Source organism: Cupriavidus yeoncheonensis, from assembly GCF_905397275.1.
Taxonomy (GTDB): Bacteria; Pseudomonadota; Gammaproteobacteria; order Burkholderiales; family Burkholderiaceae; genus Cupriavidus; species Cupriavidus yeoncheonensis.
Window position 1 is genome coordinate 1 of record NZ_CAJPUY010000048.1, and the last position, 15,139, is coordinate 15,139.

The window sequence follows — 15,139 nt, forward strand, 5'->3', positions numbered from 1 at the left end:
AACGACTCCGCGCCGATGATAGTGCGGATTACCCGTGTGAAAGTAGGTCATCGCCAGGCTCTTACAATGCAAAACCCCTCGACAGCGTGTGCTGCGAGGGGTTTTTGCTTTTATGGTCAGCCTCTCGTGAAACCTGCCACTTTCGCGCATGGCAGACAGGTCTTAATATCGCCTGATCTTTCACGAATCCGAATCTCCATGTCCGATGAGCGCCAGTGGTATCTCTATCTGCTCGAATGTACGGGCGGCTCGATCTACACCGGCATCACCACCGACGTGCAACGCCGCTTTGCCCAGCATCAGGCGGGAAAAGGCGCCAAATACACGCGATCGCGCAAGCCACTGCGGATCCTGGGGCAGATTCTGTATGCCTCAAAATCCGAGGCGTTGAAGGCTGAGTTGGCGACAAAGCGCATGAGTTCGGCGCAGAAGATCGCTTTCTGTGCGACGCTTGGGCAGCCCTAGGCGTAAAAAAAAAGCGTACGCCAACGGCGCACGCCCTTTCTTGTCTTCAGTCCGAAGTGTCAGACCACGGTCAGCGTGACTTCGATATTGCCACGCGTGGCATTCGAATACGGGCAAACCTGGTGCGCCTGCTCAACCAGCTTTTCCACCGCCTCGCGCTCGAAGCCAGGAACCGAGATCTTCAGTTCGGCCTGAATACCGAAACCTTGCGGAATCGGGCCAATGCCAACCGAACCTTCGATCGACGTGTCAGGCGGCAGCACGATTTTTTGCTGGGCGGCGACATGGCGCATGGCCCCGATGAAGCAGGCGGAATAGCCAGCCGCAAACAGCTGCTCCGGATTCAGGCCGTCGCCCTTGCCGCCCATTTCCTTGGGAAGCGCGAGCTTGGTGTCCAGTTGACCATCGGAGGTGACTGCGCGGCCATCGCGACCACCAGTGGCCGTGGCATGGGCGGTGTACAGGACTTTTTCGAGTTTCATAAGTGCTCCAGGTAGTGTGGCCCTTCAGGGCATATGAGCGACCGCGTCATGCTCGGACGGCTGCTCAGAAATCGTTCGCGCTTGTTCAAGCGTCGACCGCAACGCATGCAGGCGCTGCGTCAATGCCTGAATCTCTTCGATCGGGCATTGCGTGGCGCACAACAATCTTTCCGGGATGCTGACCGCCGCCTGCCGCAGCTTGCGGCCGGCATCGGTCAGTGCCACCAGCACACGACGCTCGTCTGCGGCATCGCGCCTGCGGCTTACCAGTCCCGCACCTTCCAGCCGCTTCAGCAACGGCGTCAGCGTTCCGGAGTCCAGTGCCAGGCGGCTTCCGAGTTCGGATACCGTCAGCCCCTCGTGCTCCCACAGCACCAGCATGACCAGATATTGCGGATAAGTGAGTCCGAGCTCATCCAGCATGGGCTTGTACACCTTGGTCATCGCCAGCGATGTCGAGTAGAGGGCAAAGCATAGCTGCCGGTCGAGCTGCAGCCAGTCTTCCTTGCGTTCAGTGATCGTGTCGTCCATGTCGATATATTAGACACAATTGAATTGTGCGCAAGATAAATTTTTAGTTTTTCAAGAAAGTGATTAAGGCGGCTGATGAGGTCTTAAGGATGCCTTAAGTCTCGCTGGTTAGCATCAACCTGTCGCGCCACATCGCTACCTTTGGCGCATGAGTATTCCCGGGAAAGGAGATTCCATGATTCGCCAGACCATTGCACGTACCGCCATTGGCTTTGCCGCGCTTGCCGCGATCGGTGGTGGCTATGCCTACCTGCAGAAGGAAGTCATCACGCCGGGGTACGCCGCATCCGCGCCTGCCACCACTGCCGCGCCGGCGCAGTCCGTCGCCGTGGCCTCGCCGATGGACTTCTCCGGGATTGTCGACCAGTACGGGCCGGCGGTGGTCAACATCAGCGTTACCGCGCGCGCGCAGCGCACCGCGATGCAGGCGCCGTCGGGAATGGATCCCGATGATCCTCTGTTCCAGTTCTTCAAGCGGTTCGGTCCGCAGTTCCAGGGGCCGCAGAGTGGCCAGCAACTGGTAAAGGGCCTGGGCTCGGGCTTTATCGTCAGTCCGGACGGGCTGATCCTGACCAATGCCCACGTCGTGGACGGCGCGCAGGAGGTCACCGTGAAGCTGACCGATCGCCGCGAGTTCAAGGCCAAGGTGCTTGGCAGCGATCCGCAGACCGACGTGGCGGTGATCCGCATTGATGCCAAGGACCTGCCGGTCGTCCGCCTGGGCGATCCGTCGCATGTGAGGGTCGGCGAGCCAGTGCTGGCCATCGGCTCGCCGTACGGATTCGAGAACACCGTGACCGCGGGCATTGTCAGCGCGAAGTCGCGCTCCCTGCCTGACGACACCTACGTCCCGTTCATTCAGACCGATGTTGCCGTGAATCCCGGCAATTCCGGCGGTCCCCTGTTCAACCAGCGTGGCGAGGTGATCGGCATCAACTCGCAGATCTATAGCCAGACCGGCGGCTACCAGGGCCTTTCGTTCGCCATTCCGATCAACGTGGCGACGAAGGTCGAGCAGCAGCTGGTGGCGCATGGCAAGGTCACGCGCGGCCGGCTCGGCATCTCGGTGCAGGAAGTCAACCAGGCACTGGCGCAGTCCTTCGGCCTGCCCAAGCCTTCCGGCGCGCTGGTCAATTCGGTCGAGGCGGACAGCCCCGCGGCAAAGGCTGGCCTCAAGCCCGGCGACGTCATCGTGCAACTCGACAATGACGTCATCGACCACTCAGGCGACCTGCCCGAACACGTTGCCGATATCAAGCCGGGCACCGACACGGTGCTGAAGATCATCCGCAAGGGCCAGCCCATGACGCTGTCGGTCAAGGTGGGCCTGGCCAAGGAGGAGTCCGTCGCGCAGAAGGGCGGCGACAACCAGGCTGGCGGACGGCTCGGGCTGGCAGTGCGCCCCCTGACGCCTGCCGAGAAGCGCCAAAGCGGGATTGAGGGCGGGCTCGTGGTGGAAGACGTGGCCGGCCCCGCAGCGCGCGTGGGCATCCAGCCCGGCGACGTGATCCTGTCGCTCAATGGCACGCCGATCGGTTCGGCCGATCAGCTGCGCGCTCTGGTGGCCAAGTCCGGCAAGCAGGTGGCATTGCTGGTACAGCGCGACGACGCGCGCATCTTCATTCCGCTCGACCTGGGCTGACGCCCCCGCAAGCGTTTACCGGCAAGGCTTCCTGGTCTTTCGGTCGCCGTAAACCGGGCGTATACCGCGACGTTTACCGGCGGTATACGCACCGTATACGAACTGCGTATACGACCCGCGAACCCTTGCCGGAAGCCGGTTTCCGCGCAAGGAAGGGCTTACAGAAAGCGCGCCAGCAGGTATGATCTCGACTGCGATGCACGAAGCATGCGGCGGCATGGTCCGCCGACCTTGGTTCCTGCTCATTCGACAGAACAAGGAAGTCTATGCAGTTGGATTTCACCCGAGCGATTACACCGGGTCCCGAGAGAGCGCGGCGCGCTACGCCCACCGCTCAATCTGCGCCGAGCCCCCGGCGGCGCAAGAAGGAAGCGCCCCCGCACTGGGAGCGCGGCTACCGTTCGCATTTTTACCGCAACGAGCGCGGCGAGAAGCTGGGCGAGGTACGCCTGTCCGACCGCGGCGATGCGCCGGTGGTCTATCACTGGGCGGCGGGCAACTATTCGGGCGCTGAAGGATCGCTGGTCCATGCGCGTGCGCGCGTGGAAGAGACGATCGGCTTTGGCATGCGCCAGCTTTCGCTGTTCTGATTTCTGATTTTCCTCCGGTGGCCACGTCGATGGCACCACCCCGCGTAGCGCCTTAGTCCAGGCGGCGCTGCAACAGCATGTACACCGCAGCGGTCAGCGCCAGCACCGCAATCAGGCGGTAGAGATCCTCGCAAGCAATCAGACGGGACTGTTGTTCCACCAGCCCGCCAAGCTGAGCCAGCGCACCATGGTGTGCCTGCGCTTCATCCAGGCCACGAGCGGCCAGAGCGGCCTGTACCGACTGTATCCAGAGCTGGACTTCCGCCGTCCGTTGCCCGAGCGCATGCACCAGGCTGTCATGCACGGCGAATTGCCGGTTCTGCAGCAACACCGCACCGATGGCCGAGGCAAAGGAGCTGGCGATCTGCCGCATCAGGTTCTTGCTGCGGTAGCCGTGCGCAAATTCCTCGCCGCTCAGTGAGCGGAACGTCAGACCCGCGATGGGGATGATGACCAGCACGCCGAACAGCCCCTTGCCGACCAGGCCCCACGCGAGCGCGGGCGGCCCCGCGTCCGGCGGCATGCGCGAGAACCACCACGTGGCGGCGCCCATCAACAGCAGGCCTGTCACCATCAGCGGCTTCTTGCGCGTCAGCCGCGATGCGTACCGCAGGTAGACCATCACCCCGGCCAGGCTCACCAGCGCGGCAAAGGTGTTGAGCCATCCGGTGGTGGCGAGCGGAATCCGCAGCGCCTGCTCCGCGTAGATCGGAAACACGTAGGCGCTGAGGTTGTTGATCATGTAGTACACGAAGTACATCCCGATCCCGGCCAGGTAGACGGGATTGCGCAGCGCCCGCAGGTGCAGCACCGGCGCTTCATGGTGCCACTGATGCCACAGGAACACGGCCAGCAGACCCAGGCCTGCGGCGGCGATCAGCGCCAGCCGTATCGGATGAGAAAAGATGTCGAAGCGGGCCTCGGTCATGGCCGCCTGCAGCGTGACCACAGCCGCGCCGAACAGCAGCAGCGGGCCGAACGCGGGGCTCGGGGCCGGCTGGCGCGGCTCCGCATCGGGCAGCAGTATCCAGGCGCCCAGGGCGGCAAGCGCGGCAAACGGCAGCGCGCCGTAGAACACGTCTTGCCATACGCCGCGATCGACCAGTTCGGCGGCGAACGCCGGCCCCAGCGCGCTCGCCACGAAGATGCCGGCCATGAAGATGCGGCTGGCGCGCGGCCGGTCGGCCGGGCCGAACAGGACGGCGACCAGGATGCGGCAACTCGTGAACAGTGCGCCGCCGCCAAATCCCTGCACGAAGCGGGCGCCTACGAGTTGCGCGAGAGAGTGGCTGGTGGCGGCGCCAAGCGTGCCCGCCATGAAAATCAGCAGCGCGCCGGTCACGTAGTAGCGGTAGCCGAAGCGGCGCGACAGCCATTGCTGCTTGAGGATCATGAGCATGCTGCCCACGGCGTACGCGGCTTGCGCCAGTGCGAAGCTGCGAGGGTCCGCGTCGACACCGCCCATGATGTGGCTCGACGCGAACACAAACATGATGTTCTCGAGAAACTCCACGCCGGTGGCCAGGGCAAGCAGCATCATCAGCAGGGTCTGGCGCTGCCGGTGGCTGAGCCACCGCAGCCAGCGCATGCCCAGGCGGAGCTGCCAGAGCGGTTGCCAGCGAGATCCCGGGTTCATGGCTGCAGCGCTTGCAGGCTCTGGTGCAGGCGGTTCAGCACACGCGTGCTTGCAGCCAGGCCGCTTTCGCCCACTGGTCCCCAGGCTTCGGCATAGGCCGCGTGCACCAGCGGCAAGGCTCGCTCCATGAGCCGCCGGCCGGCCGGGGTGAGCGTGAGTTCCAGCGTGCGCCGATCTTGTGCGGAAGCCTGACGACGCACGAGGCCGCGCACTTCCAGGCCGTCGAGCAGCCGGGTCATCTGCGTGCGCGTGGCGTCGATCGTTGCGCCAAGCTCGGACGGCATGCTCGGCTGTCCTTCGTCGACGGCGAGCATGCTGAGCACCAGGTATTGGTTCAAGTCCAGGTCGAATGGCGCCAGCGTCCGGTTGATGTGGTCGTGCAGCAGGCGCGCGGTGCGAAGCAGCAGGCGGGACGCCAGGATGAGCTCACGCGGCGCGTCCGGATGGGCCGCGCTGAAGCGCTCGATACGTTGTTCAAAGGACATGGCGGAGGGAGCATCCAGCGCTGACTTGCTGGCCAGATGCTTTCGTCTGAGATAATTACGAATGAAATTATATCAGACGCGACTAATCTTGCCAGCGACGGCGCTCTGGCCATGCCGCGTGCGAAGGCTGGCCGACACGCGGCGTGCGCCCGCGCGCAGCTTTGTGAGTTCCACCGTCCGGCGTCCTTCCGGCATCGCGCCATATCGCAGGCTGATGTAGGTGGCGATGAAGGCACGAATTGCCGGCGCGGCGTGCGGCAAGCGGACCGCCGCGCGTTCGGCGAATGCCTGTGGACCTTCGGCCGCGCCGCGCTCGCAGCCATGGCACGCCAGCATGCGGCAGACATGCGCGTAGCTGGCTTCGACCGGGTCGAGCCGGCGGCGGCGCAGCCACAGCGGCACCAGTGCCAGCAGGCTTAGCGCGGCCAGCCCGCAGGCGAGCAGTTGTGCCACGCTGATGCCCGGCAGCCATCCGCCGAACAGCCGCTCCTGCTGGCTGCGGTCGTACTGCAGGACCCAGCGCTGCCATGTGTAGGTCAGCCCGTCGTAGGCCCAGCGCAGGTTGCGCAGCCAGCCGGCTTCCTGGCCCGGCGACCAGACACCCGATTCCTGGCCGCCCAGGGCGGCATCGAGCCCCTGTTCGATGCGGCTGGGGGCCACCGCGCTGGTCGGGTCCACGCGAACCCAGCCGGGTCCTTCCAGCCAGACCTCGGCCCAGGCATGGGCGTCGGCCTGCCGCACGATGTAGTGGCGCCCGATCGGGTTGTACTCGCCGCCCAGGTAGCCGGCCACCACGCGTGCCGGCACACCGGCCGCGCGCATCAGGAAGACGAAGCTGCTTGCATAGTGTTCGCAAAAACCGCGATGCGTTTCGAACAGGAAGCTGTCGATCTGTTCCGTGCCCAGCGGCGGTGGCCGAAGCGTATAGCCGAACGGCGCCGAGGCGAACAGGCGCAGCGCGGCCTGCACGCGCTGCGCGGGATCGGCGTAGCTGCCGGCCCAGCGCGCGGCCAGTTCGCGCGCGCGCGGGTTGCCGGGCGGCAGGCTCAGGGCCAGTGAGCGCGTGCGCGCCGACAGCGGTTCGGGCGAGGACTCCAGCGTGGAGCGCGCCCGGTAGCGGATGCGCTGCTCCACCGGCGCGGCCAGGAAATACTCGCCATCCGCGGAGATCCGGGCATTGACGTTGGATGACACCGCCACGCCGCGGTCCAGCGTGAACAGCCAGCGCTGCTGGCTTGGCTCCAGCGTGACGGTGTAGTCGACGCCGCCGGCTTGCTGCGCGCCGGCCGGTGGCGAAGGGGCCGCGGGCATCGTGAACTGCTGGCGTTGCGGCACGGGCAGCCAGCTGGCGCCGTCGAACTGCCACAGCACCAGGGCGCGCCAGTAGAGCGCCCCGGTGGACAGCGCAGCGCCATCGATCTCCGCGCGCAATGCGACTTCCGGCGAGCGTACGAGCTGTCCGACGCTGCCCGGGCGCATCACGTCGCTGATACCGGTCCGGGACGTCGGCGCCGATTGCGGCAGCTGCCACAACGGATGCTCCAGGCGCGGGAACAGCACGAACAGCACGAGCGCCCAGGGCAGCCCGATCAGCGCCATGCGGCCCAGCAGCGGCCAGATAGCCAGCCGGCCACGCGCCTCCGGGTGGTGCAGCAGCAACCAGTTGCGCAGTACCCAGGCGCCGATCGCCACGCTGTACAGTGCCAGCCAGAACGGCTGGTCGGACAGGTAGAGCGTCAGCAACAGGTAGAACGACAGCTGCGTGACCAGTGTGGCATCCGCCAGGCTGTGGCACTCCAGCAGCTTGAGCACGACAAAGGCGCCCAGCAGGGCGACGCCAAGGTCGCGCATGGTGCCGTCGCCATCCTGCCAGATCAGGGCGGCGGCGATGCCCAGAACCAGCACGGCCGCCACGCCCAGGATCGCCCTGGAGGGCAGCGGCGCACGCCTGCGCCACAGCAGCCAGCGCCAGCACAGCAACGCGAGCAGCAGCAGGCTGATCGTCACGGGCAGCATGCGCGCCTGCGGCGCGAGTACCAGCGCGAGCTGCCCGAGCAGGATGCCGTGATCCTGGTGTGCCAGCGGGCGTGCCGGCGTGCTCATGCAGAACCTCCGTTGCCCGGCGCGCGCCACAGCGCCAGCGCCTCCAGGCAGGCGCGGCGATGGCCCGCACCGTGCCCGGGCCGGATTTCCACGCCGGGCAGGCGCAGGCCGACTTCCGCCTCATCGCCGACCGCCAGCAGCCATGCGCATAGCCGCGACAGCCTGGCCTCGACCGGCAAGCCGGCCGGCAAGGCGTGCCAGTCCAGCCAGCGCGTCGGCCGCGCCGGGGGCTCGCCCGCGCGGCTCATCCAGCGGCCGGTGCGCGCGCTGTGCTTCCAGGCAATGCGGTGCAGCGGGTCGCCGCTGCGGTATTTGCGAAGCTGGTCGATGCCTTCGTCAGTGGCATGGCCGTTGGCGGTGCCGTCTTCGCCATGGTCCAGGGTTGCCATCGGGGGCAGCGGCGGCGCGGCAGGCTCCGGCGCCGGGAAGACCAGCACCGACAGGCCCAGGTCCGCATACCCCCACACCCGGAACAGACCGAACGGAAAGCGGCTGGACAGCGTGACGCGCGACAGGCGCAGCCAGCCGCGCCGCGCGGCCGGGACGAGCAGCGTCAGCGTGCCGTCGCTGGCGGCATCCAGCGTGATGCTGGCGGCCACCGCCCCGGGCATGGCCGCGATGCGGCCTTCAATGCCGATGCGGGCCTGAGTGTCCGTATTGGAGAGCCGCAGCGCGAATGCCGCGTCCTGGCCGGCGAAGGCATCCCTGGCGGGAACACCGGGTTCGGCGGTCACGGCGAGGTCGAGCAGGTTCCGATACGCCGTCCACATGCATGCCATGCCGATGCCAGCCAGCAGGAACGTGAGCCCGAAGCCGAGGCTGATGTTGTAGTTCAGCGAGGTCATCAGCATGGCCAGCAGCAGGACGGCAAAGCCGAGGCCGCCGCGCGTGGGCAGGATATACAGGCGCCGGCGGTCCAGCCGCACCTCGCGCTGCTCCGGGACCCGCGGAAGCCGGAACCAGCGCCGCCGGTATGGTGTGGCGCCAGGCAGCGGCAGCGCGGCATGGCGGGTTGCCGCGGACGGATCGCGCGGCATGGCCGTCAGGGAATGGGCACGCCGGCCAGCAACGCGGCCAGGCCGTCCGTGCCGGTGCGCGCGCCGGCGGGTTCCAGGCGGTGTGCCGCCACGGCGGTGAAGACCGCCTGCACGTCTTCGGGCAGCACCATCGCGCGCTGCTCCAGCAGCGCCCACGCCCGCGCACAGGCCAGCAATGCCAGCCCCGCGCGCGGCGACAAGCCGGCCGCGAACGCACTGCTGGTGCGCGTGGCCTGCACCAGCGCCAGCACGTAGTCGACCAGCGCGGGGCTGGCGTAGACCTGCGCCGCGGCGTCCTGGAAGGCCAGTACTTGCGCAGCGTCCATGACCGGCTCGGCCTGCGGCGGCGTGGAGCCGCCCAGGTACAGCACGCGTTCGAACGCGGCGTCGGGATAGCCCAGCGACAGCCGCATGGTGAAGCGGTCCAGCTGCGATTCGGGCAGCGCGTGCGTGCCGAGTTGTTCGAGCGGGTTCTGCGTGGCGATCACGAAGAACGGCGACGGCAGTGCGTGCGTGGCGCCGTCATGCGTGACCTGGCCTTCGGCCATGGCTTCGAGCAGCGCGCTTTGGGTCTTGGGCGGGGCACGGTTGATCTCGTCGGCGAGCACCACCTGCGCGAAGACCGGCCCGCGATGGAAGCGGAACTCGCCCGAGTCGCGCACGAACACCGAAACGCCGATCAGGTCGGCGGGCAGCAGGTCGCTGGTGAACTGGACACGCTGGTACTGGAGCCCGAGCGTGCGGGCCAGCGCGTGCGCCAGCGTGGTCTTGCCCACGCCGGGCAGGTCTTCCAGCAGCAGGTGGCCGCGAGCCAGCATGCACGCCAGCGCCAGGCGGATCTGGCGCGGCTTGCCAAGCACGATGCGGCCAAGCCGGGCCTGGGCTTCGGCGAGCGTAGCGACGATCCTCGGGCGAGCAGTCACGTTGGCCTCGGCTGGAAGACAGGGGAATTCGCGCATTGTAGCGGCGTGCGTCGTGCACGGCACAGTCTGTTTCCGCACGAAGACCACATTGGCGGGGCCGCACACTCCCGCCTGGCCGGGCGAGGTCCGCCGGGTTCTGGCATCATCGTCGTATCGGCCGTGCCTTGGCCTGGATCTCCCTGCCGCAATGACCTCCCCGCTGGACGCTTCCCTCTCCCCGTCTGCCACCCACATCGAAACCGATCCCGCCGCGCTGCAGCGCCTGGCCGAGGCGTTCCACCAGGATGGCTTCATCGTTCTGCGCGGCTTTGCCCCCGAGCGGGCCTGCACCGCGCTCGAGGCGGTGACGCGCACCCACCTGGCCGCGGCCATCCCGCCCGTGGAGTTCGAGGCCGATCTTGGCTACCCCGGAGCGCCCGCCGCGCGCGACGCCGCCGGCGGCGGCACCGTCAGGCGGCTGCGGCAGGCCTACGGACGCGACCAGGTGTTTCGCGATTGGGCCACCGACCCGCGCCTGGCAGCCGTGGTGCAGGCCCTGCTCGGCGAACCCGCGCGGATCACGCTGGCGCACCATAACTGCGTGATGACCAAGCATCCGCACTACGGCAGCCAGACCGGCTGGCACCGCGATACCCGCTACTGGTCGTTTATCAGCCCGGAGCTGGTGACGGTGTGGCTGGCGCTTGGTGATGAAGACGAGAGCAACGGCGTCCTGCGCGTCATCCCGGGCTCGCACAAGGCCCGGCTGGAGCCGGGCCAGCTTGACCCGGCCGAGTTCCTGATCGAAGCCCATCCGGCCAGCCAGCCATTGCTGCAGGGCGCCGCGTCGCTCGCGCTGCATCGCGGCGACGTGCTGTTCTTCGACAGCCGGCTGTTCCATGCCGCAGGCCGCAACAGCTCGAATGCGGTGAAGCTGTCGGTGGCGTTCGCCTACTTCGGCGCCAGCAACCGCCCGGTGGAGGGCACGCGCTCGGCGGAGTTCGGCAGCGTCGACCTGTAGCGACAGCTATGCGATAGCGGCCCCGGGGCAGGGCCTGCGCCGCTCAGGTGCGCAGGCCGACCAGTCCCGAGATCTTGTCGGCGGCTTCCAGCAGCGAGGGCAGGAAGCGCTCGAGCATTTCCGCGGCGCTGGTGCGGTTGGCCTGTCCACTGATATTGAGCGCGGCGATGGTATGGCCGGCGCGGTTGCGGATGGGCGCGGCCAGCGACACCAGGCCCTCTTCCAGCTCCTGGTCGTTCAGTGCCCAGCCGCGTGCGCGGATATCGGCGACGACGGCCTTGAGCGCGTCGGGATCGGTCACGGTGCGGCTGGTGCGCGCGCGCAGCTCGGTATTGCGCAGCACGCGCTCCAGCTCGTCCTCGGCCAGGCCGGCCAGCAGCACGCGTCCCATTGACGAGCAGTAGGCCGGCAGGCGGCTGCCGATCGACAGGTTGATGGTCATGATCTTGCGTGCCGGCACGCGCAGCACGTAGACGATCTCGGTACCGTCCAGCACGGAGATCGAGCAGCTTTCGTGGACCTGCTGCGAGAGCGCCTCCATGATCGGCTCGGCCAGGTTCCAGAACGGCATCGAGGTCAGGTACGCGAAGCCGAGATCCAGGATCTTGGGCGTCAGGCGGAACAGCCGGCCTTCCGCCTGCACATAGCCCAGGCCCACCAGTGTCAGCAGGATGCGGCGCGCGCCGGCGCGCGTCAGGCCGCTGGCCTGCGCGATTTCCGTCAGGGTCTGTGCGGGGTGTTCAGCGTTGAAGGCGCGGATCACGGACAGTCCACGTGCAAAAGACTGCACATAGCTGTCGCTGGGCTTTTCGGGCGTGGCGGCGGAGGTGGCGCTTTCCGCGGCGGGTCTGGGGTCGGCGGGACTGGCCATCTGTCTGGCACCGGCAGGGTCGCCGGATGGGCACGCAAAGGCCGAAAGGGTAGAGGAAATACGGCGATTTCGCCAGTGCAGACCGACGCACGCGCTGGCGGCGCCCCGTGGGGAGCGCCGCCGCCATGCTGTCTCCCGCACCGTTATCCGGTTGCCCGCGTCAGCGGAAGCTCTTCTGCAGCAGGACGAAAACGGCCATGGCCACGCACAGTGCCGCGAAGCCGTGCAGCATGTCCATGCCGGCCAGCAGCGTAGCCTGCCGGTCGATTTCGAGCGAGATCCTGGCCAGGCTGGTCGCGGACAGCGCGTCCGGCATCTGCAGCGCGGGGGTGAAGCGCGTGACGTGCTCGACCAGGTGCGTGCGATGCGCGGCCAGGCCGTCCTGCATGAAGACGCTGGCCAGGCCCGTGCCGCTGGCCGAGGCGATCTGCTTGCAGACGTTCTTGAACTGGTAGGCGTGCGAGAAATCCTCGACCGGGAGGTCGAGATAGGTCATCGACGCGACCTGGACCATCAGCAACACCGGTGTCAGGCCTTCGAGCAGCACCACCGGGACCAGCGCATAGTCCGGCGCGCCCGGCATCAGCTGGTAGGACAGCAGCATGGCCGCGCACGCATAGATGATGAAGCCGATGGCGATCACGCGGCGCTTGCGGAACACCAGCGCCATGCCCAGCGTGATGAGCACCGCGCCGATGGCCGAGACCGTTCCGCTCGTCGAGAGCAGCATGCAGGTGGAACGAAAGGTCAGGCCCAGGCCGCTTTGCGTCAGCGTCGGCAGCAGGAACGCCCAGGCCGACGACAGCAGGTAGTACAGCGTGTAGAACCCCAGCCCATACAGGTACTGGCGCCCGGCCAGGCGCGAGAAGTCGATCCACGGGTCCGGGTGCCGGTACAGGCGCCAGCCGCTGAACGCGAACAGGCCCACCCCGAGCAGCGCGGCCAGCGGCATCTGCGGCGAGCTGAAGAAGCGCGTGTAGCGCATTTCCTGCAGCGTGTGCAGGAACACCAGCGCACCGAGCGCCGCGGCGATGGCGGCCGGCCAGTCGAGCGTCGACACCGGTGGATGCGGATCGCGCGGCGCGCGCGTGGGGTAGGTGGCGATCACCGACAGCAGCACCGGCAGCGAGATCCCGGCCTGGAACAGGAACACCGCGCGCCAGCCGATGTCGTCCAGGAAGATGCTGGTCAGCCAGGGCGTGATGGCCAGCATGGCGAAGGCGCCGCCGCCGAAGCGCAGCATCAGCGGCGCGCGCTCGGCCGGCGTGGACACCAGTTGCACGAGGATGCGCGATGCCGCGAACAATCCGCCCGCGCCGAGGCCTTGCACCGCCTTGCCGGCGATCAGCCCGCTCGGGCTGGCGGCTTCGGCGCACAGCAGCGAGCCGATGATGAACACCAGCAGCGACGCGATGGTGAAGCGCTTGTACGTGGTGCGGCGCGCGATCTGGTCGAGCACCATGTTCATCAGCACCGCGGTGGCGGCATAGGCCGAGACCGCGTACAGGTAGTCTGCGGGCGCGGCGCCCACGCCACCCTGGATGTGCTGGCTGGCGACACCCATCATGAGCGTGGAGGAGAAGTCGATGCCGGTGACCAGCCCGAGCGTCAGCCCGAACAGCGACAGCCGCCAGTGGCCCATCTCCGGGTGGCTCGCGATCTGCATGCGGGGGCGTTGGGGGTTGGCGGCAGCCATGGTGACCAGGCCTTTGGCGCCAGGAGCGCCGGATACTGCGGAGACAGACGTTTGTTGCATCACTAAAGCATAATGTCGCCTGCTGTCTGGAACTACAGCTTGTCAGGGAAACATTGTCCGGTGAACGAAACAATCCAGTGGAATGATTGGGAGGCGTTCTGCTGCGTGGTCGAGCAGGGCACATTTACGGCAGCGGCGGAGCAGCTCGACTGCCCGAAATCGCGCGTGTCGGCGGCCGTGGCGCGCCTGGAGACCGCGATCGGCGCCAAGCTGCTGGAGCGCACCACGCGCCGCATGCGGCTGACCGACGCCGGCAGCGCGGTCTATCGCGACGTGGCGCCGCTGTTCGCGCGCCTGCGCGAAATCCGCCAGGAAACGCTGGCGCGCGAAGAGCGCGTGCAGGGCGTGCTGCGCATTGCCACGCCTTACGAATTCGGCGCCCAGCAACTGGGCGGCATCATCTGCCGCACGCTGGCGGCCCATCCGGCGCTGGACGTCTCGGTGGAAATCACCCAAGGCCTGGTGGATCCGATCCGCGACGGGTTTGACGTGGCGTTCGTGATCGTCGATGCCGACCTGCCCGATTCCGGCACGGTGGCGCGCCGCATCTACCACGTGGAGCGCGGGCTCTTTGCGGCGCCTGCACTGGCCGCCAGCCTGCCGCCGCTGATGCGCCCCGAAGACCTGGCCAATCTGCCGACGCTGACCACGCCGGGCGACACGGTATGGGAATTCCAGCGCGACGACGAGTGCTTCACGGTGCCGATCCGTCCGCGCATGCAGACCTTCAACGCGGAACTGCGGCTGCAGGGTGCGCTGGCGGGGCTGGGCATTGCCAAGTTGTCGGTGAACTACTGCGAGGCGGAAATCGCGCAGGGCAGGCTGGTGCGCGTGCTGCCCGAGTTCCCGCTGCCGCCGCTGAGGGCGTTTGCATTGCTGCCAGACCGGCGTCTGCAGCCACGCAAGGTGCGGGCGTTCATGGAGGCGATCGAGTCGATGCTGGAGCCCGAACTGGGCCAGGACTCGGGAGAGGGTGCCAGCCCGGCCTTCTGACCGGGCGGAGATGCGGGGGGCTTTCCGTTCAGCGAAGGGGCTCAGGCGCCATCGGTGAAAGCGTCACGGGCTTCCTGGATGGTGCGGGCGCCGTCGGTGTACGGGTCACGTTGGTCGATGCGGGCGCCGTCGGTGAACGGGTCGCGCTTGTCGATGCGGGCGCCATCGGTGAACGGGTCCACCTTGCCCAGCTTGGCGCCGTCCAGGTACGGGTCGACGTTGCCCACACGGGCGATGCTGCCATCCAGGCGGGCCAGGCCCGAAACCGGCGCGGCGGCGTGGGCGCCGGAAGCGGCGGCCAGCGTCAGGCCGAGCGCGCAAAGAACGGAAGTGGCAAGGTTGCGGCGTTGTGCAAGGGTCTTCATGATCGTGTCCTTCTGTCAGGGTTTGTGGCTTCAGCCACCTTGACCTGTAATGTAGGACTTCGAAGACCCCGGAAAAAGGGTCAATCCTCGACACACTGTCCAGCGAACTGGACAATGTCATCCGGGCAATTTGTGCCTCGCACGCTCCCTCAATAGTTGTTCATCGGGCGAGCCCGACCCCGAAGGATGAAGCGGGCTTGCGGCCCATGCGTTGCGATGGGATGGGCATAAGATGGCGTCTGGTAACGGCAACGAGGTCG

15 protein-coding genes are annotated in these 15,139 nt (G+C 67.2%); 5 read left to right on the forward strand and 10 right to left on the reverse strand.

Going from position 1 to position 15,139, the window contains the following annotated elements; genetic code table 11:
• Positions 1-198: 198 nt before the first annotated feature.
• Entirely contained in the window at positions 199-465 is a 267-nt protein-coding gene (locus tag KHO22_RS31900) for a GIY-YIG nuclease family protein (protein ID WP_211951186.1), read from the forward strand.
• A 59-nt stretch (positions 466-524) separates the two neighbouring features.
• On the opposite strand, the gene KHO22_RS31905 is transcribed toward KHO22_RS31900, so the two are convergent.
• Together KHO22_RS31905 and KHO22_RS31910 are read right to left on the reverse strand one after the other, a co-directional pair.
• On the reverse strand, positions 525-947 hold the full coding sequence (locus tag KHO22_RS31905; protein WP_211951187.1) for an organic hydroperoxide resistance protein: 423 nt from the start codon (positions 945-947) through the stop codon (positions 525-527).
• Between the two features lie 24 nt (positions 948-971).
• Positions 972-1,478: a MarR family winged helix-turn-helix transcriptional regulator gene (locus tag KHO22_RS31910; RefSeq protein ID WP_211951188.1), complete on the reverse strand. Its 507-nt coding sequence runs from the start codon at positions 1,476-1,478 to the stop codon at positions 972-974.
• A gap of 175 nt (positions 1,479-1,653) precedes the next feature.
• On the opposite strand from KHO22_RS31910, the gene KHO22_RS31915 reads away from it, so the two are divergent.
• Positions 1,654-3,120 carry a DegQ family serine endoprotease gene (locus tag KHO22_RS31915; protein ID WP_211951189.1) on the forward strand — a complete coding sequence of 489 codons (1,467 nt, stop codon included), beginning with the start codon at positions 1,654-1,656 and terminating at the stop codon, positions 3,118-3,120.
• A 266-nt stretch (positions 3,121-3,386) separates the two neighbouring features.
• Positions 3,387-3,710, forward strand: a complete 324-nt coding sequence (locus KHO22_RS31920; RefSeq protein ID WP_211951190.1) for a hypothetical protein — start codon at positions 3,387-3,389, stop codon at positions 3,708-3,710.
• A gap of 52 nt (positions 3,711-3,762) precedes the next feature.
• Here the strand turns inward: KHO22_RS31920 and KHO22_RS31925 are convergent, their stop codons facing one another.
• From KHO22_RS31925 to KHO22_RS31945, 5 genes are all read right to left on the reverse strand, one after another.
• On the reverse strand, positions 3,763-5,346 hold the full coding sequence (locus KHO22_RS31925) for an MFS transporter (RefSeq protein WP_211951191.1): 1,584 nt from the start codon (positions 5,344-5,346) through the stop codon (positions 3,763-3,765).
• Entirely contained in the window at positions 5,343-5,831 is a 489-nt protein-coding gene (locus KHO22_RS31930) for a MarR family winged helix-turn-helix transcriptional regulator (RefSeq protein WP_211951192.1), read from the reverse strand. Before KHO22_RS31930 ends, KHO22_RS31925 begins: the two co-directional genes overlap by 4 nt.
• A 72-nt stretch (positions 5,832-5,903) precedes the next feature.
• Entirely contained in the window at positions 5,904-7,934 is a 2,031-nt protein-coding gene (locus tag KHO22_RS31935; RefSeq protein ID WP_211951193.1) for a transglutaminase TgpA family protein, read from the reverse strand.
• The gene (locus KHO22_RS31940) at positions 7,931-8,971 is read right to left on the reverse strand and encodes a DUF58 domain-containing protein (protein ID WP_211951194.1); all 1,041 of its coding nucleotides are present in this window, start codon (positions 8,969-8,971) and stop codon (positions 7,931-7,933) included. Before KHO22_RS31940 ends, KHO22_RS31935 begins: the two co-directional genes overlap by 4 nt.
• Positions 8,972-8,976: 5 nt before the next feature.
• Entirely contained in the window at positions 8,977-9,894 is a 918-nt protein-coding gene (locus tag KHO22_RS31945; protein WP_211951195.1) for an AAA family ATPase, read from the reverse strand.
• A gap of 187 nt (positions 9,895-10,081) precedes the next feature.
• Between KHO22_RS31945 and KHO22_RS31950 the strand changes: the two genes are divergently transcribed.
• Positions 10,082-10,894, forward strand: coding sequence for a phytanoyl-CoA dioxygenase family protein (locus KHO22_RS31950; RefSeq protein WP_211951196.1), 813 nt, complete (start codon positions 10,082-10,084; stop codon positions 10,892-10,894).
• 43 nt (positions 10,895-10,937) lie between these two features.
• Here the strand turns inward: KHO22_RS31950 and KHO22_RS31955 are convergent, their stop codons facing one another.
• Both KHO22_RS31955 and KHO22_RS31960 read right to left on the reverse strand, forming a co-directional pair.
• Positions 10,938-11,765, reverse strand: coding sequence for an IclR family transcriptional regulator (locus KHO22_RS31955; RefSeq protein ID WP_211951197.1), 828 nt, complete (start codon positions 11,763-11,765; stop codon positions 10,938-10,940).
• A gap of 160 nt (positions 11,766-11,925) precedes the next feature.
• Entirely contained in the window at positions 11,926-13,461 is a 1,536-nt protein-coding gene (locus KHO22_RS31960) for an MFS transporter (protein WP_420839674.1), read from the reverse strand.
• A 120-nt stretch (positions 13,462-13,581) separates the two neighbouring features.
• Between KHO22_RS31960 and KHO22_RS31965 the strand changes: the two genes are divergently transcribed.
• Positions 13,582-14,514: a LysR family transcriptional regulator gene (locus tag KHO22_RS31965; RefSeq protein ID WP_211951199.1), complete on the forward strand. Its 933-nt coding sequence runs from the start codon at positions 13,582-13,584 to the stop codon at positions 14,512-14,514.
• A gap of 41 nt (positions 14,515-14,555) precedes the next feature.
• Here KHO22_RS31965 and KHO22_RS31970 read toward each other — a convergent pair whose 3' ends face one another.
• On the reverse strand, positions 14,556-14,879 hold the full coding sequence (locus KHO22_RS31970; RefSeq protein WP_211951200.1) for a hypothetical protein: 324 nt from the start codon (positions 14,877-14,879) through the stop codon (positions 14,556-14,558).
• Positions 14,880-15,139 lie beyond the last annotated feature (260 nt).